The organism is Nocardia terpenica (assembly GCF_013186535.1).
In the GTDB taxonomy this organism is placed as follows: domain Bacteria; phylum Actinomycetota; class Actinomycetes; order Mycobacteriales; family Mycobacteriaceae; genus Nocardia; species Nocardia terpenica.
This window is the reverse complement of record NZ_JABMCZ010000002.1, coordinates 1771980-1797466: the sequence shown is the minus strand read 5'-3', so window position 1 is coordinate 1797466 and position 25487 is coordinate 1771980. Positions and strand designations below refer to the sequence as shown.

19 protein-coding genes and 1 pseudogene are annotated in these 25487 nt (G+C 70.4%); 10 read left to right on the top strand and 10 right to left on the bottom strand.

The window, feature by feature from the left end; genetic code table 11:
• The first annotated feature begins 107 nt into the window (after positions 1-107).
• On the top strand, positions 108-1244 hold the full coding sequence (gene pgfA / locus HPY32_RS20120; RefSeq protein WP_067579026.1) for a cell envelope lipid trafficking protein PgfA: 1137 nt from the start codon (positions 108-110) through the stop codon (positions 1242-1244).
• On the opposite strand, the gene HPY32_RS20115 is transcribed toward pgfA, so the two are convergent.
• Complete coding sequence (locus tag HPY32_RS20115) at positions 1228-2463, bottom strand: polysaccharide biosynthesis protein (RefSeq protein WP_067579028.1); 1236 nt, start codon at positions 2461-2463, stop codon at positions 1228-1230. The genes pgfA and HPY32_RS20115 overlap by 17 nt on opposite strands.
• A 119-nt stretch (positions 2464-2582) precedes the next feature.
• Here HPY32_RS20115 and HPY32_RS46180 point away from each other — a divergent pair.
• Positions 2583-4715, top strand: a pseudogene (locus HPY32_RS46180) (MmpA family trehalose lipid delivery protein); the annotation flags it as partial.
• Here HPY32_RS46180 and HPY32_RS20105 read toward each other — a convergent pair.
• The gene (locus tag HPY32_RS20105; protein WP_067584660.1) at positions 4678-5868 is read right to left on the bottom strand and encodes a glycosyltransferase family 4 protein; all 1191 of its coding nucleotides are present in this window, start codon (positions 5866-5868) and stop codon (positions 4678-4680) included. The pseudogene HPY32_RS46180 and the gene HPY32_RS20105 sit on opposite strands and share 38 nt — an antisense overlap.
• A gap of 113 nt (positions 5869-5981) precedes the next feature.
• On the opposite strand from HPY32_RS20105, the gene HPY32_RS20100 reads away from it, so the two are divergent.
• Positions 5982-6758: a class I SAM-dependent methyltransferase gene (locus HPY32_RS20100; RefSeq protein ID WP_067579030.1), complete on the top strand. Its 777-nt coding sequence runs from the start codon at positions 5982-5984 to the stop codon at positions 6756-6758.
• Between the two features lie 4 nt (positions 6759-6762).
• Here the strand turns inward: HPY32_RS20100 and HPY32_RS20095 are convergent, their stop codons facing one another.
• From HPY32_RS20095 to HPY32_RS20075, 5 genes are all read right to left on the bottom strand, one after another.
• On the bottom strand, positions 6763-7062 hold the full coding sequence (locus HPY32_RS20095) for a hypothetical protein (protein WP_067579032.1): 300 nt from the start codon (positions 7060-7062) through the stop codon (positions 6763-6765).
• A gap of 173 nt (positions 7063-7235) precedes the next feature.
• The gene (locus HPY32_RS20090) at positions 7236-7451 is read right to left on the bottom strand and encodes a hypothetical protein (protein WP_067579034.1); all 216 of its coding nucleotides are present in this window, start codon (positions 7449-7451) and stop codon (positions 7236-7238) included.
• A gap of 361 nt (positions 7452-7812) precedes the next feature.
• Positions 7813-9645 (bottom strand): phosphoenolpyruvate carboxykinase (GTP), encoded by a 1833-nt coding sequence (locus HPY32_RS20085; protein ID WP_067579036.1) that lies wholly within the window; start codon positions 9643-9645, stop codon positions 7813-7815.
• A 282-nt stretch (positions 9646-9927) separates the two neighbouring features.
• A complete protein-coding gene (locus HPY32_RS20080) occupies positions 9928-11445 on the bottom strand; it encodes a hypothetical protein (protein ID WP_067579038.1) in 1518 nt (505 codons plus the stop codon).
• Positions 11432-12520, bottom strand: coding sequence for a hypothetical protein (locus HPY32_RS20075; protein WP_067579040.1), 1089 nt, complete (start codon positions 12518-12520; stop codon positions 11432-11434). The genes HPY32_RS20080 and HPY32_RS20075 overlap by 14 nt, the downstream gene beginning before the upstream one ends.
• 276 nt (positions 12521-12796) lie before the next feature.
• Between HPY32_RS20075 and HPY32_RS20070 the strand changes: the two genes are divergently transcribed.
• Genes HPY32_RS20070 through HPY32_RS20055 form a run of 4 tightly spaced genes read left to right on the top strand, consistent with a single transcriptional unit; the run spans position 12797 to position 19132 of the window.
• Complete coding sequence (locus HPY32_RS20070; RefSeq protein ID WP_067584662.1) at positions 12797-14155, top strand: lipase family protein; 1359 nt, start codon at positions 12797-12799, stop codon at positions 14153-14155.
• Positions 14156-14214: 59 nt separating this feature from the next.
• The gene (trmB, locus tag HPY32_RS20065; RefSeq protein WP_067579042.1) at positions 14215-15027 is read left to right on the top strand and encodes a tRNA (guanosine(46)-N7)-methyltransferase TrmB; all 813 of its coding nucleotides are present in this window, start codon (positions 14215-14217) and stop codon (positions 15025-15027) included.
• Positions 15024-15770 (top strand): NYN domain-containing protein, encoded by a 747-nt coding sequence (locus HPY32_RS20060; RefSeq protein ID WP_067579044.1) that lies wholly within the window; start codon positions 15024-15026, stop codon positions 15768-15770. The genes trmB and HPY32_RS20060 overlap by 4 nt, the downstream gene beginning before the upstream one ends.
• Positions 15770-19132 (top strand): MMPL family transporter, encoded by a 3363-nt coding sequence (locus HPY32_RS20055; RefSeq protein WP_067579045.1) that lies wholly within the window; start codon positions 15770-15772, stop codon positions 19130-19132. The genes HPY32_RS20060 and HPY32_RS20055 overlap by 1 nt, the downstream gene beginning before the upstream one ends.
• Here the strand turns inward: HPY32_RS20055 and HPY32_RS20050 are convergent, their stop codons facing one another.
• The 3 genes from HPY32_RS20050 to HPY32_RS20040 all read right to left on the bottom strand — a co-directional run bounded on the left by HPY32_RS20050 (position 19133) and on the right by HPY32_RS20040 (position 21941).
• Positions 19133-19942, bottom strand: coding sequence for an alpha/beta fold hydrolase (locus HPY32_RS20050; protein ID WP_067579047.1), 810 nt, complete (start codon positions 19940-19942; stop codon positions 19133-19135). It lies immediately after the preceding gene.
• A gap of 19 nt (positions 19943-19961) precedes the next feature.
• Positions 19962-20612 carry a DUF1707 SHOCT-like domain-containing protein gene (locus tag HPY32_RS20045; RefSeq protein ID WP_067584665.1) on the bottom strand — a complete coding sequence of 217 codons (651 nt, stop codon included), beginning with the start codon at positions 20610-20612 and terminating at the stop codon, positions 19962-19964.
• Between the two features lie 141 nt (positions 20613-20753).
• Complete coding sequence (locus HPY32_RS20040) at positions 20754-21941, bottom strand: AI-2E family transporter (protein ID WP_067579049.1); 1188 nt, start codon at positions 21939-21941, stop codon at positions 20754-20756.
• A 435-nt stretch (positions 21942-22376) separates the two neighbouring features.
• Between HPY32_RS20040 and HPY32_RS20035 the strand changes: the two genes are divergently transcribed.
• Genes HPY32_RS20035 through HPY32_RS20025 form a run of 3 tightly spaced genes read left to right on the top strand, consistent with a single transcriptional unit; the run spans position 22377 to position 25478 of the window.
• Positions 22377-23891, top strand: coding sequence for an adenylate/guanylate cyclase domain-containing protein (locus HPY32_RS20035; protein ID WP_067579051.1), 1515 nt, complete (start codon positions 22377-22379; stop codon positions 23889-23891).
• 4 nt (positions 23892-23895) lie between these two features.
• Positions 23896-25053, top strand: coding sequence for a lysylphosphatidylglycerol synthase transmembrane domain-containing protein (locus HPY32_RS20030; RefSeq protein WP_067579053.1), 1158 nt, complete (start codon positions 23896-23898; stop codon positions 25051-25053).
• A gap of 44 nt (positions 25054-25097) precedes the next feature.
• Complete coding sequence (locus HPY32_RS20025; protein WP_067579055.1) at positions 25098-25478, top strand: DUF3054 domain-containing protein; 381 nt, start codon at positions 25098-25100, stop codon at positions 25476-25478.
• Positions 25479-25487: the final 9 nt, after the last annotated feature.

Here is a 25487-nt window from a genome sequence, read left to right as displayed (position 1 = left end):
AGCTCGGCAGTCCTACCGTTCGGACTGTTAGTGTCGGGGCTCACGAGCGCTGCGCCGTGGCCGCAGCGGTCACTCGGGAGACCTGTTCGACGACGAGGAGAGTTTGCATGGCACTCGGTGCCGGAACCAAGAGGACGGTGGCCTGCGTGCTCGTGGGTCTCGGGACGCTGCTGATCGTCGCGGCACTGATGATCCCCACCTACGCCATGAGCCAGCTGGCCAAGACTCCCCTCGACCTCGAAATCACCACCGTCGCAACGAATCGCCAAGACGCCCCGAGCGAGGTGCTGGACTCGAAGTCGCTGCTGTCGGGGTCGGGACCGGCGAAGGTGGACGCCAAGGTGCCGCTGGTGTCGCAACGCTTCCTCACCATCGAGGACCCCTCCGACAAGACCGAGATGACCATCCAGGCCGGGCAGACGCTGCGCCGGATCGATAAGCAGGGCGACACCGGCCTGCTGACGGCGACGGTGGACCGGGTCACCATCGATCGCCACAGCGGCATGCCGGTCGATTCCGATCCGAACGGGTCGGTCGCGGTCACGGTCAACACCAAGGGCGAGTCGGTCGCGGATCCGGTGCAGCACACCGGCCTGCAGTACCGATTCCCGATCGGCACCGAGAAGAAGAACTACCCGTACTTCGACATCAATGTGCGCAAGTCCTCGGATATGCAGTTCGTCGACGAGTCCGAGATCAACGATCTGAAGGTCTACCACTTCCAGCAGAAGGTCCCGGCGACCGATCTGGCCAAGGTGTCCAACTCCCCGACCAACAAGCTCACCTTCCCCGCGGACAAGTGGGGCGTCGAGGGCGGTAAGTCCGATGTGACGATGGACCGCTTCTACACCAACACCCGCGACGTGTGGGTGGAGCCGCAGACCGGCACCATCATCAAGGGCTCCGAGCTGCTGCACATCTACTACGCGCGCGCGGCCGACAAGCCGGAGGTCACGGCGCTGCAGACCACGCTGGTCTTCGACGACAACACCGTGAACTCGCAGATCTCGGTGGCCAAGCAGAACATGGACAAGCTGTCGCTGTACGGCCGGATCCTGCCCATCGTGCTCGGCGTCGTCGGCGTGATCGCGCTGATCGTCGGGCTGGTGCTGGGCCTGCTGGGCGGTGCGCAGGGCAAGCCGGGCCGCCTGGTTCAGCGCCCGAAGAAGCCGTCCGGCCGACAGGGCGCCGACCTTGCCGACGACGCGCCGACCCAGCAGATCGATATCACCAAGCGCCCATAGGGTTTCGCGCCCCGAGTGGCTCCCCGCCGTGCCGGTGGGGAGCCACCGTCGTTTTCCCGATGATCATCGCCGTCACGACCGCCGCTGTGGCGGTGGCGATTCCGATCAGTGTCGGCACCGAGCGCCCGACCAGCAGTATGACGAGCACCTCGGCGGCCAGGCCCACCCAGGTGATGGCCGCGGGTGCGGTGCGGTCGGCCGCGATCGCCGACAGCAGGGCGCCCTGCAGCAGCGCCAGCAGCGCCCCGTCCAGGGCGAACACCCAGAGCAGGCCCTCGATCGGCGCGTAGTCGCCCCCGGCCAGCAGCGGCGCCAGCGGGGCGCACAGCGCCGCACCGACCACGGCCACCACGCCCACCGCCGACAGCACGCCGAGCGCATCGCGCACCGCCCGCGCCGACGACTGTGGTTGCGCCATCCGGGGATACAGCACCACGCCTACGGCCTGCGGCAGCCAGAACGCGATCTTCGTCGCGATCGCGCCGAGCGCGTACCGGCTGGCGTCGGCCTGATCCAGCACGATGCGCGCCACGATGAGATCCGCCGAGGACATGGCCATCAGCGCCGCCTGCACCTGCGCCGCGCGCAGCACCGGCAGCACGCCCACGGTCGCGCGGCCGTGCTCGGCTTCCCGGTGCACATGGCGAGATCGCGGCCATGCCCGAAACATTCGGATGCCTCGTCGCGAATCCTCGCCTGCCGCCGGTCGCGATGCGACGCCGTAGGCGAGACCCGCGGCGAGCGCCAGGCCCGCCGCGGCGGTCCAGAGCGCGAGCGCCGCGGAGCCGCCGAGGGCCAGGGTGATCAGGGCGGGCGTCACCCGGGCGATGCCGGTCGCACCCAGAATCATTGCCAGCGAACGGAATCGGTGGTGGCCCTGAATGACGCCCTGCTCGCCGGACACCAGCACCAGCGCCGGGGCCGCGACCAGCGCGCCCGCCGCCGCGACCGCGCCCACGTGCAGCACGGCGCTCACCACGGGAATCAGGACAGCCGCGACCACCGCGACGATGGCCGCGCAGCGCAGCTCCAGCCGCCGCACCGCCGCGACCGACGCCCCGCGCACCAGCTCGCGCGCCATCACGTTCTGCAGGGCCAGCGCGGGGACCGCGCACAGCAGTTGCATCGCCAGCAGGCTGGCGAATTCGCTGTATCCACCGACGCCGAGCCAGCGCCCGGCCAGCATCTGCAACAGGTACCCGGCGATATTCGCCGTCATCGCCCCCGCCGTGACCAGCGTCAGATCCGCGACGACGGGCAGACGACGTGAGGCAGACACCCCGTCATGCTCCCATCCGTTCGGTCCCGCGCCCGTCCCGGCCCGTAGGGTGGCGAAGCGTGATCACCGGCCGACGCGCGAATCGCCTGTGGCCGCGGGCGGTCCCCGCGGCCTACAGCCTGCTGCTCGCCACGATCATCACCGGCCCCCTGCTGGCCCCCGGATACCTCCTGCTCCGCGACGCCGTGAGCACCCCCCGCTCCTACCTCACCGACTCCGCCCTCGGCCTGGGCGACGCCGCCCCCCGCGCGGTACCGCAGGACGGCCTGCTGGCCGTCCTGTCACCCATCCTCGACGGCGGCCTCGCCGTGAAGGCGATTCTGCTGCTTGCCCTCTGGTCCGCAGGCTGGGGCGCGGCAGTCCTCACCCGCCGACTCCTGTCCCTTTCCCTCGCCCCCCAACTGGTAGCCACAACCATCACCCTGTGGAACCCCTACATCGCCGAGCGCCTGCTCCAAGGCCACTGGAGCCTACTCACCGGCTACGCAGCCCTCCCGTGGACAGCCTTGGCCGCCCACCGAATACGAACCCGACCACGCCATTCCCGCAGCCCGAAGCCAAGCACCACCCCAACCGGCAACCCACACGTCAATGGGCCAACCACCGATACGCACGACACCGAACCGATCGCCGACTCACGGGGCATCGAGACGACCGGCGAGCGGTGCAGCGATGGGTCGAGCACTGGTGTGCACGGCAGCGAATCGATCGTCGGTGCGCGCGGCGGTGGGCAGGCGGGGCGTTCTCACGGCGATGGGGGGAGCGGTGGCCCGGGAGGGGGGTTGGCGGCGGGTGGTTCGCGAGAGCTGGTGGTGCGGAAGGGTTTTGGTGGTGCGGGGCCGGTGGGCGTCGGTGGCTTCGGGGGTTCGGCTCATGCCGGGGGTGGGGAGCGCGATGAGGGCGGTCGGGGCGCTGGGGTTGGGGCGGTGCGCGAATGGCTGGTGTTGGGTGGGTGTCTCGCGGGTGCGGGGTTGACGCCTACCGGGTCGCTGTTGGCGGGGTGTGTGGCGCTGCTGGTGGTGGGGCGGCGGAATCTTGTTGGTGCGGTGGTTCTTTGGTGTTTCGCGTCGGCGCCGTGGTTGGTGGCTACCGTGGTGTCGGGGGCCGGGGTGGAGCCGTCGGATCGGGCGGGGATTGCGGCGTTTGCGGCTCGGGCGGAGCCGGGGTTGGGGACGCTGGGGAGCTTGGCGGGGTTGGGGGGGATATGGAACGGGGATGCGGTACCCGGCTCTCGGACAACGGTTTTCGCGGCTGTGGCGACCGGGGTGCTGTTGCTCATGGTCGTGGCGGGGGCGCGGGCGGTGGTGTCGGGTGCGGGGAGTGCGCGGCGCACCCGGCGGGTGTTGGTCGGGCTCGCGGGGGTGGTCATTGTGCTGCCTGCGCTCGGGGCTACGGGGTGGGGGGTGCAGGTCGGTGAGTTCCTGGTTGCGCGGGTGCCCGGGGCCGGGTTGTTCCGGGATACACAGAAGTATGTGGCGCTGGCCGTGCCCGCGTATGCGCTGTGCGCGGCGGGCGGGTGCCGGGTGCTCGCGCGCGCGAGTCGGCGGTGGGTCGAGGAGCCGGTCGGGATTCCTTTGATCGCAATGCTTTTCGCACTGCTGCCGATCGTGGTGCTACCGGATCTGACCTGGGGCGTGGGCGGTGCGCTGCGCCCGGTCCACTATCCCCCGGGCTGGCAGCGGGTCGCCGCCCGCATCGACGGCCCGGGAGATATCGCCGTGCTTCCCGGCGGCATGTTCCGAATCTTCCCGTACTCCGGGCGGGTCCCGGTGCTCGATCCCGCGCCCCGGCTCCTCCCCCGGGATGTGCTCCAGACCGGTGAGCTGCCGGTGCGCGGCCGCACGGTCGCCGGGGAGGGCGGCCGCGCCCGCGCGGTGGAACGGCTGCTGCTGCGCGGCGGGCCCGCCACCGGCCTCGCCGACCACGGCGTCGGCTGGGTCGTGGTCGAACGCACCACGCCCGGTCCGCTGGGGCGGTCGGAAACCACGCTCGCCCAACTGGATCCGGTGTACTCCGATACCGATCTGACGCTCTACCGGGTTCCCGGCGGGCGGGACCTGCGCGCCGCCGACCACGCCGCCCGCCGCGCCATCACCCTTGCGGCCCACGGCATCTGGGCCCTGCTCGTGGTGGCCGGTCCGCTCGCCTGCCTCGTCAGCCGCGCGACACGACCTCGGCGTCCGAGCGAACCGCGACCAGCCCCGAGACGAACTCCCCGCGCCGGGCGGCCGACAGCACCTCGTACACCCCGTTCGCCGTCTGCTCCCAGGAGAATTCGCGGGCGCGGGCGCGGGCCTTCTCCCCCATGACCGTGCGGGCCCCGGGGGCGGTGAGCAGGTCGCCCACCGCCTCGGTGAGCTGCGCCGAATCGTCCACCAGCACACCGGTGACGCCGTCGACGATGGAGTCGGTGAGGCCGCGGGAACCGCGGTAGCCGACGGTCGGGACGCCGTGCTGGGCGGCCTCGATCACCGCCAGACCCCAGCCTTCCTTGCGGGAGGGCAGCACGTGCACCCAGGCGCGAGACAGCAGTTCGTGCTTGCGGGCCTCGCCGACATGGCCGTGGAAGGTGACGGCATCGGCGATATCCAGTTCGCGCGCACGGGATTTCAGATTGTCGGCCCACCAGCCGTCGCCGATCACATCCAGCCGCAGGCCCGGAATCCGGTGGCGCAGCCCGGCCGTCACCGCCAGCGCGTCCTCGATCTGCTTGTGCGGCACCAGCCGGGACAGCACCACGATGCTCGGATGCGCGGAGCGGGTGGCCGCGGCCCCGGTGGGCGCCGGCCCGGGAATCGGCTCGGCCCCGTTGCGCACCACCGCGATTCGCGATCGATCCACCCCGAGCGTGGCCAGTTCCTCGGCCGAGGGCAGCGACACCGTCAGGTACTGATTGCGCCGATGCACCCGCGGCGACACCCGCGACTCGATCCACCAGCCGATCCGCCCGACCAGGCGGCCCGCCACCGGCCACTGCTCGCGGTGCCCGTGATGCACGAGCACGATCGCGGGCGCCCGGGTCGCGGCGCGCGCGAAGAACGGAATGCCGTTCTGGGTGTCGATCACCGCATCCGGTCGCAGCCCGCGCAGCGGCCCGAACCCGAGCCGCCCGAGCACGATCGCCGCCAGGGCGCGCGGGTACACCGTGAACCGGCCCCCGGCGCGGCTGATCTCGATGCCGTCGATCCGTTCGCGGGCGGCGGCCCCGGGGTAGCGCGCGGTCCGCAGGGTCACCCGTACCCCGCGCGCGGCCAGCTCCGCGCCGACCTGTTCCAGATAGCGTTCGCTGCCGCCGCCCTGCGGATGCCCGGTATCGCGCCAGCAGAGCAGCAGCACCTCGCGCACCGCGGCGGGCTCGCGGGGGCCGAGATCGGGCACAGCGCTTCTCCAGGTCGTACTCGGACGGATGTCTGACAGTGGGCTCCACCCTAGCGGGCGTGTGCGAAACTACACGCGCCATGCTTCGATCCGACGGAACCGGACCGCGTCCCCGCTTCGCGCACCGGGCCACCCTGCGCCGATCCCTGCGCCTGCTCGGCAGCTTCCGCTTCGAACAGACCGATCCGGCCCTGTTCTACGGCGGCATCGCCGCCGACACCGCCGACCTCGTCGCCGACTTCTACCGCGATCGCACCGGCCGCGACCTGACCGGCGCGATCGTGCTGGACGTGGGCGGCGGGCCCGGGTACTTCGCCGACGAATTCGCCGCGCTCGGCGCGCGCTACCTGCCGGTCGAACCGGATCCGACGGAGATGCACGCCGCCGGGCTGAGCGTGCCGGGCGCGGTCCGCGGCTCCGGCATGGCGCTGCCGTTCCGGGACGCCGCCGTGGACGTCTGCATCTCGTCCAATGTGGCCGAACACGTGCCGCATCCGTGGCGGATGGCCGAGGAGATGCTGCGCGTCACCAAACCCGGTGGGCTGATGATCCTTTCGTACACCGTGTGGCTGGGCCCGTTCGGCGGGCACGAGACCGGGCCCTGGCACTACCTGGGCGGGGAGTACGCCGCGCGCCGCTATCGCCGCCGGACCGGCCGGGAACCGAAGAATCGCTTCGGGACATCGCTGTTCGCGGTGCGCGCGGCCGACGGAATGCGGTGGGCCGAGCGGGCCGATGCCCGGATTCTCGCCACGTTTCCGCGCTATCACCCGCGCTGGGCCTGGTGGCTGGTGCGGGTGCCGGGCCTGCGGGAGCTGCTGGTGAGCAATCTGGTGGTGGTGGCCGCGAAGCGGTGAGCGGTCAGCGATCCAGCTGTCCGCGGCGCCAGCACCGCAGCAGGCCCCGGTGCGGGGGCTCGTCCCAGGGTGGTTCCTGCATGGCCAGGCCGATGGTCTCGAGCGGTGTGAGCCCGACCCGATCGGCCAGGGCCCGCACCGCCGCCACCGCCTCGGCGGCCTGCAATGCCGCGGCCGCCTGTTCGAGCGTGAGGGTACGGCCGGGCAGGAAGGAGACGACCCACCCGCCGGTACCAACGGATTTCGCTTGATGTGGGGTCTGATCGCTGGTCATCAACGATCGGCCGACCACTTGCACCGCCATGACTCTGACTCCCCTGCGATTGCATCTGAAAAATCGAGCGGGCAAAGCAGATTGCTCTAAGCATGCTCCGCGCCCCCTCGGAACGCAATAGTGCGTTCTCTGAAAAGCGAACCGGCAGGTAGGGTTTCGAGACCAGTGATGTCTGGCGGTAGCTCCGTGATGGATGTGGTGTTTCAGACCTCCGGCATCCGCACCCGCAGCAGCGGGCCGGGCACCTGGCCGGGCCGCCGGGGAACGTCGACGATATCGACCTCCCAGCCGGGCGGCAGGGCCGCCTGCAACCGCACCGCAGCCCGCCTCAGCGGGGTACTTGCGGCATTCGGCCCGATATCGGCTATCTCCGGGAGAACAGGGCGGACACCGACGGTGTCGAGCTCCTGGTCGGACATCCCGAACCACCCACCTCTCACACAATCGGCCCGACCGGCAGCGGACCGGCTCGAATCCGCTGGCAACGGTGGAGCAATCATTTCAGCCGATCAGCAACTGCTCCGCAAATCGAACTGGTCGGTCATGAGACGTAGAACACACTCAGAATAGGACACCCCGGGCGGCGAACTCCGCACAACGGACAAAGATGTGCACGAAGTACAGCCCGACGGGGGTCCGAGCTTGATGGGGTAACAGTACGGCACCGGCGGCGACAGGCCAGGATTGCGGTGGGCGGGGTCAGGATGAAATCTCTTGCACCGGAAAAGAAACCGCCCGCACCGTTTCGAAAACGGTGCGGGCGGGGGAGATTCGGGCGGGCTAGCCGAGGCGCTGCTTCAAAGCCTCGAATTCGTCGCGGACGCCGGAGGGGAGCTTGTCGCCGATGAACTCGAACCACTCCTCGATGAGGGGGATCTCGCGGCGCCACTCGGCGGCGTCGACCTTCAGGGCCTCGTCCACATCGGCGGTGCGGACGTCCAGGCCGTCGAGGTCGAGGTGCGCGGCGGTGGGGACATTGCCGATCGCGGTCTCGACGGCCTCGGCCCGGCCCTCGATGCGGTTGACGATCCACTCCAGCACGCGGGAGTTCTCGCCGAATCCGGGCCACAGGAAGCGGCCGTCGGCGCCGCGGCGGAACCAGTTGACGTAGAAGATCTTCGGCAGCTTGCCCGAGTCGGCGTTCTTGCCGACATTGATCCAGTGGCCCAGGTAGTCGCCGACGTGGTAACCCATGAACGGCAGCATGGCCATCGGGTCGCGGCGCACGGTGCCGACCTTGCCCTCGGCCGCGGCGGTCTGCTCCGACGACAACGTCGCACCCATGAAAACGCCGTGCTGCCAGTCGAAGGACTCGGTCACCAGCGGCACCGTCGTCTTGCGGCGGCCGCCGAACAGGATGGCCGAGATCGGCACGCCCTGCGGGTCCTCCCACTCGGGCGCGAGGATCGGGCACTGCGACATCGGGGTGCAGTAGCGCGAATTCGGGTGCGCGGCCAGGGTTTCGGTCTCCCGGAAGTACCAGTCGTTGCCCTTCCAGTCGACCAGGTGGTCGGGTTCGCCCTCCAGGCCCTCCCACCACACGTCGTTGTCGTCGGTGCGGGCGACGTTGGTGTAGACGGTGTTTCCCGCCTCCATGGTGGCCATGGCGTTCGGGTTGGAGCTGTGGTTGGTGCCCGGCGCGACGCCGAAGAAACCGAACTCCGGGTTGACCGCGTACAGGCGGCCGTCCTCGCCGAAACGCATCCAGGCGATGTCGTCGCCGAGGGTCTCCGCGCGCCAGCCCGGCACGGTCGGCTGGATCATCGCGAGATTGGTCTTGCCGCAGGCGCTCGGGAAGGCGGCGGCGATGTAGTAGTTCTTGTTCTCCGGGGAGATCAGCTTGAGGATCAGCATGTGCTCGGCCAGCCAGCCCTCGTCGTGGGCCATGGCCGAGGCGATGCGTAGCGAGTAGCACTTCTTGCCCAGCAGCGCGTTGCCGCCGTAACCCGAACCGTAGCTCCAGATCTCGCGATCCTCGGGGAAGTGGGTGATGTACTTGGTGTCGTTGCACGGCCACGGCACATCGGCCTGGCCCGGCTCCAGCGGCGCGCCCACCGAGTGCAGACACTTCACGAACGGGCGGTCCGCGCCCAGCTTCTCCAGCGCGGGCTTGCCCATGCGGGTCATCACGCGCATGGAGACCACCACGTACTCCGAATCGGTGAGCTCCACACCGAGCTTGGGGTCGGCGGCGCCCAGCGGGCCCATGCAGAACGGCACCACATACATGGTGCGGCCCTTCATCGAACCGCGGTACAGCTCGGACATGGTCTTGCGCATCTCGGCCGGGTCGACCCAATTGTTGGTCGGGCCCGCGTCGGCCTCGTCGCGCGAGCAGATGAACGTGCGCGACTCCACGCGCGCCACATCGGAGGGATCCGACAGCGCCAGGAAGGAGTTGGGCTTCTTGGCGTCGTTGAGCTTGGTGAAGGTGCCCGCCTCGACCAGCTGCGTGGTCAGCCGGTCCCATTCCTCGTCGGAACCGTCCGCCCAGATCACGCGGTCCGGCTGAGTGAGTTCTGCGACCTCCCGTACCCAGGCGAGCAGTCCTGCGTGCTCGATCGGTGCGGTGCCATCGGATCCGTGAAGACCAGGAATGGTCGCTGAGGTCATGAAAACTCTCCTGAGAGTGGGTGGCTTCGGGTATTAGGAGATGGGCGTGGGCCCAGCTCATGACACCGGGAGGCCACCATTGGCGGTGGGCGGCCGCTCGCTTGTCGAAAAGCACGCCCCGGCTGGGCGGCGTACAAGGCGAAAGCGGACGCCCAGGGTTTCCTTGTTAAAGAGGTTAACGCGGTGTGACCCGCAGTACGGAATGGGGTTGCTCACTCGGTACCCGCTCGGGATGTCCCTCAATCGCGCGGTTACGCAATCCGGGCGCGCTCGAGACGAATCTCATTTCCCCGCCGCGTCGAGCGCCGCCAGGTCTCGCTCGCACGCCGCGAGTTGGGCGGGCTGCTGGGCCGTGAGCTGCCGCAATCGGGTTTCCAGCTCGGCGACGCGGCGATCGATGTCGACCGCCCGCGCGGTGCTGGCCCGCACCACCTGCTCGGTCAGCTGAGACTCGGCCTCCACCAGCACGGTCGCCACCCGCTGCTCGAGCTGGGCCTTGACATTGACCAGGGCGTCGGACACCCACTGCCGCAGATGCGCGCGATCGGCCAGGTGCCCTCGGGCCCGGACCACCCAGTACGCCACGCCCGCGCCGAGCAGCAGCGTCACCGGGACCGTCGCGTAGTCCAGGGCCGGGACCAGCGACAGCGGCGCGACCACCAGCCGACCCAGGCCGAATCCGGCGGAGGCGCCGAGCGCGACCATCAGGTGGTCCTCGACGCCGCGGTGGCGCGGTTCCGGGTCGGGGCCCAGCGGCGGCGCGGGATCGGCGCCCGGCGGGCCGAGCGCCGCGGCGGCCGCGGGATCGGCGACCGCCTCCAGCTGCCGGGCCAATTCGGTCAGCCGTCGGGCGAGGGCCACGTCCAGTTCGGCGGTCAGGTCGGCGACCGAGCGCTGCAACCGCGCCGGATAGCCGCGCGCCGCGCCGCGGCCGAGTCGATCCAATTCGGTTCTGGCGGCGGCGTTCAGCGCGCGGATGCGGGCGCCGACCTCGTGCAGCAGGTCGACGCGAGCCAGATGTAACCGATTGCGCAGCACCGACATGGCCTGGGCGCGGCCGCCGTCGCGACCGGCGAGCAGCGTCGCGCGCTCCTCACGCACCCGGGCGACGGCCGCGCCGGACCGCAGCGCGGCGGCCTGATCGAGAATGCGCTGCCGGGTCTCGGCGACGACGCGAGCGTGGACCGCCGCCCGGCCGCCCTGCCCGCCGTCCGCGCCGACGGCCGCGGTCAGGCGGGCATGCAGCGCGCCGAGTCCGGAGCGGTCGAGCAGCGCGGCATCGCCGGAAGCGCGGGCCGCCTCGGCCATTCGCGCCGACACCGGCAGCAGGTCGGGTTCGTGCCCGAGGACCGGGGTCAGCAGTTCGCGATCGCGGGCGAGCACTGCGCGCCATTCGGCGTGTGCGTGAATACCGTTGACGGCGAAGATGATTCGCGTCCCTTGACCGTGCAGCCGGGCCACCAGGTCCAGCGTGGTGGCGCCGAGTGTCGCACCGGCATCGAGCACCAGCAGCGCGACAGCCGTTGTGCCGCATGCCGATTCCGCCGAATCGTGCGGCGGCATCGGGAGATCGGCGATGGGATCGGTCAACTCGATTCGCGGTTGCAGACCCGCCAGCTCCGCCCGCAGCAGCGCGGTGCCGATATCGTCTACGCCGATCAGTTGCACCGGCAATGCCTGCGCCGCAGAGCCTTCGGTGGTCGGCAGCGCGCGCAGCAACGCGTGACCCTGCGGATTCCAGCGGGCGATCACCGCGTCGACATCGGGTGGCGGGGGCGCGGGCGGGTCAGAGTCCGGCACTGCTCATCCGCTCCCAGAGCCGGACGTACCCGTTGTGCACGCGGATCGCGGCGCGGCGGGCGGCGGCCGTCGCATCGCCCGCCACCACGGCCCGCCAGCGCTGCGCCCGGGCCAGCGCGTCGTCGGCGTCGGCCGGGGTCGGCCCGGAATATTCGGCGGCCAGGTGCGCGACATCCGGGCAGGCCAGACCGGCGTGCAGCGCCAGCCACAGCGCCTCGTCACCGGCCAGGTACTCGTCGAGCAGATCGTGGGCCCGGCCGTCCGCCCGCGGAATCGCCCGCGCGGCCAGCCGGGTCAGCTCGTCGAGGAGGTCGCCGCCGCGCAGCGCCGCCGCCCGGTCGCAGCGGTGCCGCAGCAGCGCGTGGACCGCCTCGATGCCGCTGACCGCGTGCAGCAGGTGCAGCAGCGGTTGCGGCCGCAGTTCGGGGTCGTGCCGCAGCGCGGTCAGCAGGCAGGCCGCGCCGTGCAGGCCCCAGCGGTCCAGAATCGCCTGCCGCTCGGCCACATCCGGCCCGGCGGTCGGCGCGGTGAACAACTCCGGCGACAGCGTGAACGACGAATCGGCGCGGTCCAGGTGCGCGCGCAGGGTCCGCAGGTCGGTCTCGCTCGGGGCGCCCGCGCGGGTGCCCGCGGCCAGCGCGGCGACCACCGGGAGCGTGGCGATGCCCAGTTCGTCGGTGTAGCGCTCGGCCGCGGCGACCGCGTCGGCCCAGCGGGAGCCGATGGCGTCGGCCTTGTTCAGCAGCACCAGCGTGCGTTCCGCGGGCAGGGTGGCCAGGATGCGCCGATCGGCCGGATGCGCCGCCGCCGACAGCACGTAGATCACGATGTCGCCGTCGAGTTCCGGATCGGGGGCGCCCGGCTCGTCCACCGGTCCGGTCTCGCGGGCCGACGCCAGCGCCAAGGCCCGCAGCACCGTGCTCTTGCCCGCCCGCGCCCGGCCCGTCACCTGAATGCGCAACGGCCCGTGCCAATTCCCGGCGGCCGCCGCCACGGCGTCGGCGATCCGCGGATCGTCTTCCCGCAGCGCGGCGATCAGCCGGTCGAGTCCCGGCGATGCGGTGGCGGTCGGCACTGGTTTCCCCCTTCCGGCGCGCAATTCTCGCAGAAACGGGGCGGTCGTGTGGGCACGGACCACCGAAGCCCGCCGCCGCCCCGAAAGACCGCAGTGTGGGGTAGCTCACATCGAAGCAACGGGAATCGACCATGTGCTTTTACGGGTTGCACTGTGCGCCACCATAATTCGATGGCCGCCTGCTTCCCGGACGGCTGTGCGCTCACCTACCCTGATGCGATCGGCACCCCCGATGTGCGACGCACCCGGGCGCGCCGGGACACGAAGGAGGTTGAGATGACCGTCATCGTCGACGTCATCCAGACGACCGATCCGGTGCGGCCGGTCGGTACTACCGGATCGACCCGCCCGCTCCCGCCCGCACGGGACCCGTTCCTCCGCCCGCCCGCCGACCTGGCCGCGCACGCCCCGGGCGCCGTCCTGCGCAGCCGTCCGGTCCGGATCGGCCTGCTCGGCGTGATCCCGCAGCAGGTTTCGGCCTGGCAGCTGCTCTATCGCAGCACCGACCTGAACGGCCGCCCCGAGGCCGCGGTCACCACCGTGCTGCTGCCCGCCGACGCCGACCCCGCCGCCGACCGCCCGCTGCTGGCCTTCCAATCCGCGATCGATGCCGTCGCCGACCGCTGCGCGCCCTCCTATGCGCTGCGCGCGGGCGCCGCCGCGTTCGGGTCCATCACCCAGTGGGAATGGCTGGTGGTCGCCAATGCGCTGCGCCGCGGCTGGGCGGTGAGCATCGCCGATCACGAAGGCCCGCACGGCAATTTCGGCGCGCCCCGCGAACCCGGCTACCGCAGCCTCGACGGCGTCCGGGCCGCACTGCGATTCGCGCCGCTCGGCCTGCACCCGCACACCCCGATCGCGGTGTGGGGCTACTCCGGCGGCGGCATGGCCAGTTCCTGGCTGGTGGAGATGGCCCCGTCCTACGCGCCCGAACTCGATATCGTCGGCGCGGTGCTCGGCGCCCCGGTCGGCGATCCCGAGCAGGTGTTCGCCCGGCTCAACGGCGGCCGCTTCGCGGGCTTCCCGGCCATTGTCATCGCCGCCCTGCGCACCGTGTACCCGGCGCTCGGCCGCGTGATCGCCGAGAACCTCACCCCCGCCGGGCAGCGCCTGATCGACGAGGCCGCCCGGATGGCGCCGATTCTCGCGCTGCCCCGGCTGGCGTTCCGCAATGTCGACGACTACCTCGATCGGCCGCTCGCCGAGATTCTGTCCGAACCGGAGATGCGGGCCATGTTCGCGGACCTGCGCCTGGGCGGCACCGCGCCGCGCTGCCCGGTGCTGGTGGTGCAGCCGGTGCACGACCAGATCATCGCGGCCGACGGCGTCGACGGCCAGGTCGAGCGCTACCGCCGCGGCGGCGCCAGCGTCACCTACGTGCGCGACCGGCTGAGCGACCATTTCTCGCTGCTGCCGCTGGCCACCCCGCTGTCGCTGGACTGGCTGGCCGACCGGATCGCCGGACTGCCCGTGGCCGACACCACAACGCGGACCGTGTGGTCCGTCGCGGCCTCCCCGGCGCGCTGGCGCGGCCTGCTCCAAATGGCCGGTACGGCAACACGTATCGTCCTCGGCCGCCCCCTGCGCCAGGACTCCGAGCCGGTCGGGCGCCCGGCCCGCGGCCTGGCCGCCTGACCCGCCAATCCGGGCGGATCACGCGGTCGATTGCTGCGCTGATCATCGAATACTGGACAATGGACGCCGTGAACGACGCCGCGAACCACACTGCCGAGTCAGTTCCCGGGCCGCGGTCCACCGTCTCCAGCCCGGCCGACGGGGGCCCGGGGCGTCCGACCGGATCCCGCCTGTATCCGCGCGTGACCAGCTTCCGGTCGCGGCGCGGCGCACTGACGGCTTCCCAGCAGCAAGCCTGGGAGCGCACCTGGCCGCGCATCGGACGCGAGGTCTCCGACGACCGGCTCGACGCCGCCGCCTGGTTCGGCCGCGAGGCCCCGCTGATCGTCGAGATCGGCTGCGGCACCGGCACCGCGACCGCCGCCATGGCCCAGGCCGAACCGCAGTTCGATCTGATCGGCATCGAGGTCTACAAGCCCGGCCTGGCGCAGCTGGTGCAGCGCGTCGAGCGGGAGGGCATCGAGAACGTCCGGCTGCTGCGCGGCGATGCCGTCGACGTGTTCGAGCACATGATTGCCGAAAATTCGCTGACCGGCGTTCGCGTCTTCTTCCCGGACCCCTGGCCGAAGGCCAGACACCACAAGCGCCGACTGTTACAGCCGAAGACGATGGCGCTCATCGCGAGTCGGCTACGCCCGGGCGGCGTGTTGCACGTGGCGACCGACCACGCCGGTTACGCCGAGCATATTGCCGAGGTCGGCGCGGGCGAACCGCAGCTCATCGGCATGAACGAGGTCACCGGAGGCGATCCGGAGACCTTCCGCGCCACCGCCCCCATCGGCTTCGATCGCCCGGTGACCAAATTCGAAGGCAAGGCGCATCGGGCCGGAAGCGCCATCACGGAGTTCATTTGGGGGAAGATCGACGCATGAGTGTGAGTGAGGTGTCCCCGGAGGTCATGGATGTTGCCGACATAATGCACGGCTCCGCCTCGGGCCCGATTCACGGGAACTCCCCCGCGGGTTCGAGCGGTTCGGAGGTACGGCGGGTCCTGCTGGTCTGGGACGCCCCCAACCTCGACATGGGTCTGGGCGCGATCCTCGGCGGGCGGCCCACCGCCGCGTACCGCCCGCGCTTCGACGCGCTCGGCCGCTGGCTGCTGGCCCGCACCGCGGAGCTGTCGGTCGGCAGCGTGCAGCGGGTCGAACCCGAGGCCACCGTATTCACCAATATCGCGCCCGGCACCGCCGATGTGGTGCGGCCGTGGGTGGAGGCGCTGCGCAACGTCGGCTACGCGGTCTTCGCCAAGCCCAAGATCGACGAGGACTCCGATGTCGACAGCGACATGCTGGCGCACATCGAGTTACGCCGCCGCGGCGCGGGACTGGCCGGAATCATGGTCGCCTCCGCCGACGGTCAGGCGTTCCGCGAACCGCTCGAGGAGATCGCCGCGAGCGGGATTCCGGTTCAGGTGCTGGGATTCCGCGAGCATGCGAGTTGGGCGGTCACGTCCGATATCCTCGAATTCATCGATCTCGAGGACATCCCGGGCGTCTTCCGCGAGCCGCTGCCCCGGGTGAGCCTCGACTCGCTGCCCGAAGAGGGGGCCTGGCTGCAGCCCTTCCGACCGCTGTCGGCCCTGCTCACATCCCGCCCCGCACAAGGAGTCGCTTAGTGTTCACCCGCTGGGGCGACCTGGTCTATCGGTTGCGGTACGCCGTCCTCGGCGTCATGGTGGCCGCGCTGCTCGGCTTGGGCGCGTACGGGTTCGGTGTGGAACATCACCTCAGCTCCAGCGGGTGGGACGATCCGAATTCGCAGGCGTCGCGGGCGGCACAGATGCTCGACGCGACCTACGGGCGCGACCACTCCGGCGACGTGATCCTGCTGTACACCGCGCCGGACGGGAAGACGGTCGACGATCCGCAGTTCAGCAGCGCGGTGACCAACTCGCTCAACGGGCTGCTGACCAAGTACCCGAACCAGATCGGCGGGATCTTCGCCTCCTACTGGCGGGTGAACAGCCCCACCACCACGGTGTCCTCGCTGCTGGCGACGCCGGACAAGAAGGTCGCCTTCGCGGCGGTGGAGATCAAGGGCGACAACGACACCACCACGGTCAACAACTTCCGCACGGTCTCCACCGAGAAGGTCTTCGACATTCCCGGGGTGAACGTGCAGGTCGCCGGCCTGCAGGCGGTCTCGGGCACGCTGAACGACACCATCTCCACCGACCAGAAGCGAATGGAGATGCTCGCCGTCCCGGCCGTGGCGGTGCTGCTGTTCTTCATCTTCGGCGGTGTGGTGGCCGCGGCGCTGCCGCTGATCGTCGGTGGCCTCACCGTGGTCGGCGCGAACGGCATCGTGCGGACCATCACCAACTTCACCGAGGTGAACTCGTTCGTCGGCGCGGTGGTGTCGATGATCGGCCTGGGCCTGGCGATCGACTACGGCCTGTTCATCGTGAGCCGGTTCCGTGAGGAACTGGCCGAGGGTTACGACACCCGGACGGCGGTGCGCCGCACGGTCATGACCGCGGGCCGCACGGTCACCTTCTCGGCCATCATGATCATCGCGGCCAGCGCGGGCATGCTGCTGTTCCCGCAGGGCTTTCTGAAGTCGGTGGCCTACGGCACCATCGCGACGGTGCTGCTGGCCGCGCTGGCCTCGATCACCATTCTCCCGGCCATCCTGAGCATCCTCGGCAAGCGCGTGGACATGCTGGGGCTCAAGTGGTTCCGCAAGACCAAGACCGCCGAGGAGGTCGAGAACGGCTTCTGGGGGCGCAGCACCCAGTGGGTGATGAAGCATCCGCTGAAGGTGGCGATCCCGCTGTGCATCATCCTGCTGCTGCTGATCATCCCGGTGAAGAACCTGAAGTTCGGCGGCATCAGCGAAACCTATCTGCCGCCGAACAATTCGACCCGGCTGGCGCAGCAGGAGTTCGACAAGCTGTTCCCGACTCGGCGCACCAACCCGATCCAGCTGGTGATCGTCACGAACAACACCTCCGAGATCGGCTCGATCATCAAGGAGGCGGGCAAGGCTCCCGGCCTGGTCCAGCCGTTCTCCACCCCGGGCGCGCCGCCCTCGGGCTCGAACGTGTGGAAAACCCAGACCACGCTGAAGGACCCCGACAACGCCGACGCGACCATCGACTACCTGCGGTCGATGAACGTCCCCGACGACGTGCAGGTGCTGGTCGGCGGCCAGGCCGCGGTCCAGAAGGACAGCGTCGACGCGCTGCTGGATCGCTTCCCGCTGATGATCGCGATCGTCCTGTTCGTCACGACGTTCCTGATGTTCCTGACGTTCGGGTCGCTGGTGCTGCCGATCAAGGCGGCGCTGATGAGCGCGCTGGGGCTCGGCTCCACGCTGGGCATTCTGACCTGGATCTTCGTCGACGGTCACGGCGCGAGGCTGCTGAACTTCACGCCGCAGCCGATCATGTCGCCGGTGCTGATCCTGATCATCGCGGTGATCTACGGTCTGTCCACCGACTACGAGGTCTTCCTCATGTCGCGCATGGTGGAGGCGCGCGCCCAGGGCGCGAGCACCACCGAGGCGGTGCGCATCGGCACCGCGCAGACCGGCCGCATCATCACCGCGGCCGCGCTGATCCTGCTGGTCGTGGTGGGCGCGTTCGCCTTCTCCGATCTGGTGATGATGCAGTACATCGCCTACGGCATGATGGCGGCGCTGTTCATCGACGCCACCGTGCTGCGCATGCTGCTGGTGCCCGCGACCATGAAGCTGCTCGGCGACGACTGCTGGTGGGCGCCGCGCTGGATGAAGAAGATGCAGCAGAAGATCGGCCTCGGCGAGATCACCCTGGCCGACGAGCGCCCCGGCAGCGACGGCCTGGTCGACCTGGTGAAGACCACCCCGGTGACCGACCCGGTGACCATGCAGATCCCCATGCTGCCCGACGGCACCCCCGCCAAGCCCGCGCGAAAGCCCAAGCGCGCCAGGTTCATTCGCCATGTCGACCCCGAGGCCCCGACCGAGCAGCTGACCGCGACCCCGGCGACGGAGGAGCGGGCCGTCGATCCGGCGCCCGAACCCCCGGCCCCGCAGCCGCCCGCCGGTCGCGGCAAGTCGCGGGTATTACCGCCGGGCGTCCCGCTTCCCCAGTCGGACACCAACTCGAAACCGGCTGGCCCGCAGGAACATTCGCCGAGCCCGGAAAACGGTTCGGCCGAGCCGGGATCGAGCGCGCCGCACCCCGGCTCCACCGAATTCGGGCCGACATCGCAGGGATCGAGCGGACCGCAGGCCCGCTCGTCCTCGATCTCGCTCGGATCGGATGCGCCGCAGGCGTATTCGGCCCCCGCCGAGCCCGGCTCCGATCTGCCCGGCCCCGGGGCGAATCCGCCGCTGGCGTACTCGATCACCACCGAGACCGGGTCGCGGGCCCCGCACTCCTTCACCATTCCGACCGTCTCCGGATCGGCCGCGCCACAGGCACATTCGGTCGACCTCGAGGCCGGGGTGATCGCGCCGCAGCCCGGCCCGGCGGCGAGCGAACCCGACGAGCCGACCGCGATCGACCGGCCCACGCTCACGCCGACCATCTCCACCCCGCAGGTGTCGCGGCCATCGGTCCCGCCCCGCACGGTTTCGCAGGATGATCCGCAAAGCCCTGCGGACACAACGGATTCGGCGGCCCCGACGGCCCCCGTCGGCACCACCCCGCGGGTGCTCCCGCCGAAACCGGCGAAGGTCCCCCCGCATCCGGCAACCCGCGCCCAGCGGTACCAGCCACACGACGAGCCCGCCCCCGAGCAGGCCGTCGCCCCCGCCCCGGCACCGCCCGCACCCCCGGCTGCCCCTGCCTCTGAGCAGCCGAGCCCGGCCGAGGCGCAAGACACCAGCCGCAGCAGCATCGAAAAGTGGATGGCCGACCTACGCTCCTCCCGTCGCCGCCCCGACCAGCAGCCCCAGCCCCCGCAGCAGCCCGACGACGAGGGCAAGCACCGCAGCACCGGCCGCACCGTCAGCGTGAACGAGCTACTCCGCCGCCAAAACCGCGAGTGATCACCCGGCGGCGGCGCGTTCGGCGCGGGCGATGGTGGTGCGGATTTCGGTGGTGATCAGGGTGGGCGCGTCGAGCATGGGGACGTGGCCCACGTCGGGGAGGGTGCGGGCATCTATGGTGGGGAGGGCCGTGGCGCGGGTGTGGTAGCGGGGTGGGAGTACTCGGTCGTGTTCGGGGAACAGTAGTGTGGTCGGCGCGTCGATGTCGTCGAATCGGGTGAAACCCGTTGTCAGGGCGGCGTCTTCGGCTAGGTCGTCGATGATGGTGCAGTGCGCGGGGGCGGCCGAGACGGCGGTGGCGAGGCGGTTGGGGACCAGGGCGGGGTGGTGGGCCAGTAGGGGTACCACCAGGCTGCGGACCATCGAGTGGCCGGTTCCGCCGGGGCCGATGCCGATCATGGGGGCGAAGGCGCGGAACTTGCGAATCAGTCGGGCGCCCGCCTGTGCGTCCGAGTCCCACATTCCGGCGGGGGCGATGGCGGTGACCGATCGGGCGCGACCGCGCGCCGCCAGCTCCAGCGCCAGCCAGCCGCCCAGGGAATTGCCTACCAGATGGGCTGTGCGCCAGCCGTTCTCGTCCATCGCGGCGGCCACGAAGTCGGTGAGGGCGGCGAGGGTTTCCGGGTGCCGGGCGGGTGGGCCGCCCCGGTGGCCGGGCAGCGTCGGCGCGAAAACCGTGTGATCGCCGGATAATTCGTCGAGTACCGCGCCCCAGGACTCCCAGGTGAGCAGCAGCCCGTGCAACAGCACGACCGGCTCTCCGCGTCCGGCACGGTAATTCGGTTCCGGTCGGCTCGCCTCGCTCACCATGATCGAGACGATACCGGGCTCAGAAGCCGGACATCAGGCGGCGCCACTGCGCGCCGAGGGTGTGCTTGGCCGTCACCGACCCGAATCGCAGCCGTCCGTGCACCACCACGTGCAGCGGGCCCATCGGCGGACCGGTGCGCACCTTGGTGTTGGCGCTGGACCCGATCAGCTCCACATTGTTCAGATCGACCGTCGCCTCCGGCGGCAGGATCAGGGTGAGCGAGCTGAAGACGTCGTCGACCCGGATCTCCACCACCTGCGTGGACATGATCGCCTGGGTGAAATCGAGCGTCACCGACGACATGAAGCTGTTGACGGCCATCGAGGGCGGAACCTGCCAGCGGCCCTTGCGGGTCGCGGAGGACATCCGCGGCGCGATGACCGAGCCGTCCGACGCCGGCCGCGGCGACCGGGCGTAGCGCGGATTCGCGTACTGCGGGCGGGTATACGGTGGCGGCGCGGCCTGCGGCTGCGGTTGCCCCGCGAGCCGGATGCCCGGCAGATCGACGAGGACCGCGTTCAGCTCGCCGCGGGTCTTGGCCGCGAGCGCGGTATCCATCCGCTCGGTGAACTCGCCGAGCGAGAGCATGCCGAGCCCGACCGCGCGCTGCAACAGCGTGCCGACATGTTCGCGTTCGGTGTCGGACACCCGCAGATCCCGATCACCCACCGCACCCCCGCCCGGCGACTCGGGCCGCACACCGGGGGTGGAAGACGTCTCACCACCCATGTCATCGAGGCTACCGATATCGGCGCCCCCGCACATCAGGGCAATCCCTGAGTTCGACGAGCCGCCCGCCGCCCCGCCGTTCTAGTCGGCCGGTGTCGGATCGTTGCCGGAATCCTCGGAATCGGTTGCGTCGGAAGCCGGTTCATGCGCCTCGTAGCGTCCGCGCTCGGGACTGTCGGGGTCCGCGTGGAACATCGGCTCCCCGGGTTCCCCGGTATTGAGCTCCTGATACCGCTCCTGCGGGTCGTCGGCCAGCAGCGAGCGGATCGCGGTGTTCATCACCGCCACGAACGGCACCGCCAGCAGACCGCCCGCGATGCCCGCCGTCACCACGCCCGCGGTGATCGCCAGCACCACCGCCAGCGGATGGATCCGCACCGCGCGGCCCAGCAGCAGCGGTTGCAGCACATGGCTTTCCAACTGCATAACCGCGACGGTGACGCCGAGCACCGCCAGCGCGACGACCCAGCCCTTGGTCATCAGCGCCAGGAACACCGCGATGGACCCGGCCAGCAGCGATCCGATGATCGGAATGAACGCGCCGAGGAACACCAGCGAGGCCAGCGGCAACGCCAGCGGCACGGACAGCAGCGCCAGCCCGGTGCCGATGCCGATCGCGTCCACCGCGGCCACCACGACCGTCGCCCGCACGAAGCCGATCAGCGTGCCGAAGCCCAGCCGCCCCGCGGTGCGCACCCGGGGCCGCTGCGGCGTCGGGACGATCCGGGTCACGAACTCCCAGATCTGATCGCCGCCGTAGAGGAAGAAGATGAGGATGAACAGCGTCAGGAAGGTGCCGGTGAGGAATTCCCCGATCACCGCGGCGGTGGTGAGCGCGCCGTTGGTCAGCGACTGCTGGTTGGACTCCAGGGTTTTGATGATGGTGTTGCCCGCATTGCGGATCTGATCGTTGCTCAGGTGCAGCGGCCCGTTGATCAGCCAGTCCTGCACGTCGTGGATGCTGGTCTTGAATTCGTCGGTCAGCTGCGGCACGCCGGTGACGAACTGCTCGATGACGAAGGTGAAGACCCCCGCGAGTAACCCGAGCGACCCCAACAGCACCACGAACACCGCGATCCCACGCGGCAGCCCCAGCCGCTGCACCCAGTCCACCAGCGGGGACAGCAGCGCGGCCGCGAGCAGCCCGAGCGCCAGCGGAATGATCACGGTGGTGAGCCGGTGCGCAACATGAGCAACGGCCAACACCGCCACAAAAATAACCAGCAGCCGCCAACACCACTCCGCAGCCTGCCGCACCAGCGGATGCACAGCGTCGGCCGCCCGCCCCGAGCCCCGGCCACGACCGCCCTTCTCCACGCTCCGCTCACTCACGGCCGCGAGCCTAACCGCCGACTCACCGACCAACACACGCCCGACGCGCCGATCCCACCCAAAAGCCTGCCGGGATGACGAGGGTGGCGCGACATGCCGGGATGGACGGAGGGTAGCGCGGCGGGATCGCGACGGTAGCGCGCCGGAACGGGCAAGGACGGCACGCCCGGATCGCGAGAGTAGCGCGCTGGGACGGGCAAGGATGGTGTGCCGGGATCGGCAGGGTGGCGGGGGCGGGGTCGTGGGGGTGAGGTGGGGAGGGTCGGCGGTGGGGGACGGGGCGATGGGGGGCTGATGCGGGGCGGGTTGGGTGTGGGGCGGAACGCTAGATTGGTGATCGTGTCAGCGCCTCTGGAAGCGGTCAAACAGACCATGAGAACGCGCTGGCCGCTGTACCTCGCATCGATGTTGGCGGCCAATGCCTTCGGTGCGATTTTGGTGTATGCGTTCATCCAGTACGGTCTGCCCTCGCCCGAGGGCACGCCGACCGGCGTGCGGCGCACCGGGCTGCTGGTCCCGGTGCTGATCTTCGTGGTCGGCGGGGCGCTCAGCATGACCGCGTCGGCGCTCATGCTGCGCCCGGTCATGCGCTGGCAGCTGCGCGGCGGCCCGCCCAGCCGGCAGGAGCAGATGGCCGCGCTGCACGCCCCGCTGCGGCAGTCCATCGTGCATCTGGCGCTGTGGCTGATCGGCGGCGCGATCCTGGCCGCCACCATCATCGTGGACTCCCCGCAGCTGGCGGGTGCGATCATCGTCACCGAATGCATGGCCGCCACCATCGTGTTCGGCTTCACCTACATGCTGGGCGAGCGGATCCTGCGCCCGGTCGCGGCGCACGCGTTGCAGACCGGCACCTTCGACCACACCCTCACCCCGGGCGTCGGCACCCGGATGGCGATGACCTGGGGCATGGGCACTTTCGCGCCGACCATCGCGATCGTGCTGCTGTGCGTCACCGAGATCACCTCGCAGGTGCAGTTCTCCGGGCGGTCGCTGGCGGTGTCGATCCTGCTGCTGTGCGGCGTGGTGATCATGCAGGCGCTGGCGCTGTCGATGCTGACCGGCTCGAGCATCTCCGATCCGGTGCGCCAGCTGTCCCGCGCCATCGACCGGGTCCAGGAGGGCGCCCACGACGTACAGGTGGAGGTGTTCGACGGCAGCGAGATCGGGCTGCTACAGGTCGGTTTCAACCGCATGATGGAGGAGGCCGCGCAGCGCCGCGAGTTACAGGAGCTGTTCGGCCAGCACGTCGGCGAGGAGGTCGCGCGCCGCGCCCTGGAGTACGGCACCGAGCTGGGCGGCGAAACCCGGTTCGTGGCCGTGCTGTTCGTCGATATGGTCGGGTCCACCGCGACCGCCGCCGAGCGCCCGCCGACCGAGGTGGTCAGCCTGCTCAACGAGTTCTTCCGGATCGTCGTCGACGTGGTCGACCGGCACAGCGGCCTGATCAACAAGTTCGTCGGCGACGCCGCGCTCGCCATTTTCGGTGCGCCGCTGGACCGTCCGGACGCACCGACCGCCGCGCTGGCCGCCGCCCGCGAACTGCGCGAGGCGCTGCGCGAGGTGCCCGGCCTGGATATCGGTATCGGCGTGTCCGCGGGCCTGGCGGTGGCGGGCAATATCGGCGCGGCGAACCGATTCGAATACACGGTGATCGGCGATCCGGTCAACGAGGCGTCCCGGCTGACGGAGTTGGCGAAGGACCATTCCGGACGGGTGCTGGCGTCCGGTAGCGCACTGTATTTCGCCGACGAGCACGAACAGCGGTTCTGGCGGTCCGGCGACGAGGTCCAGCTGCGGGGCCGCCGCCGCAAGACCCGCCTGGCCTGGCCGAAGGACGGCGCGTACGCGGGTGCGGACGCGACCGAATCGGGTTCGTTAGGCTGACGACGTGACGGCCCATGGTGAACTAGCCGGCGACCCCGCGCCGCCTGCTGAACCCCGCCGTGGCGGCAGGTTCCGGTGGGTGAAATGGGGCCTCGGCGTCGGGCTCGCGGCGCTGCTGATCGCCGAGGGCATTTATTTGTGGCCGCAATTGCACAAATCCTGGAAAAGCCTCACCGAAATCCACTGGGGCTGGGTCGTGGCCTGTATCGCCATGCAGGCCGTGTCGATGAGCGGTTTCGGCCGTATTCAGAAACAACTCCTGCACGCCGGTGGCGTGAATGTGACACAGCGAAAATCGCTCGCGGTCGTGTACGGCGCCACCGCCATGTCGGTCACTCTGCCCGCGGGACAGGTGTTCTCGGCCGCCTTCACCTATCGCCAGACCCGGCGCTGGGGCGCGAGCGCGATCGTGGCGTCCTGGCAGCTGGTGATGTCGGGCGTGGTGGCGGCCGCGGGCATGGTGCTGCTGGGCGTGGGCGGCGCCGCGCTGATCGGCGATCGGATCGGGCCGGGCAAGCTGGTCGCGTCGCTGGGCGGTCTGGCGCTGCTGGTCTGGGCCGGGAACTACATCTCGAGCAACCCCGGCTCGCTGCGGGCGCTGCTGAATCACGGCCTGCGCCTGGCCAATCGGGTGCGGCGGCAGCCGCCGGAGACCGGCACCGACAAGATCGACGATCTGCTGCGCCAGCTGGAGTCGGTGGATCTGGGCCGCCGCGACGGCGCGCTGGTGGCGCTGTGGGCGCTCATGCACCGGCTCGGCGACGTGGCCTGCCTGGCCGCGGCCTGCTATGCCGTCGGCGCCCAGCCGCGGCTGGCGGGCGTGATGATCGCGTTCAGCGTCGGCAAGGCGGTGGGCACCATCCCGTTCGCCCCGGGCGGCCTGGTCACCGTGGATCTGACGCTGACCTACAGCCTGACCGCGGCCGCGGGCCTGCCCGCCGCCCAGGCCGTGGCCGCCGCGTTCGTGTACCGGCTGATCAGCTTCATCCTGGTGGCGATCATCGGCTGGATCGTGTTCGCGTTCCTGTTCCGCACCCCGCACGCCGACGACGCCGAACTCGAGCAGGAGTTCGAGCGGCGCTCCTCGATCCTGGCGGAGCGGCGGCCGCGGGACGGCCGACCGGAGCCACCCGCGCCGACGGGCGACGCGCCGACCGGTTGAGTCCGTGCGCGGACCGGCTGGTTGCTCCCATTACCCTGTGCGGGGTGAAGAGACTGGTGCCGTTCGTAATCGACGCCCTGCTGGTGATCATCTTCTGCGCGATCGGCCGAAGTAATCACAACGAGGCCGTCTTCTCCGGGCTGCTACGCACCGTCTGGCCGTTCGGCACCGCCCTGATCCTGGGCTGGCTGCTGGCGCTGCTTATCTTCGCACGCGGCGAATTCGTCAGTGCCGCAAGCCGTTTCGATGCCCGCCGACTATGGCCGACCGGCGTGACGATCTGGCTGACCACCCTCGTCGGCGGCATGGTCCTGCGCGTGATCAGCGGCCAGACCATCGCCTTCACCTTCGTCCTGGTGGCCGCCACCGTCCTGGCCCTGTTCCTCGTCGGCTGGCGAGCCGCCTGGAAAGCCTTGCGCGGCTAGCGCTTCCCC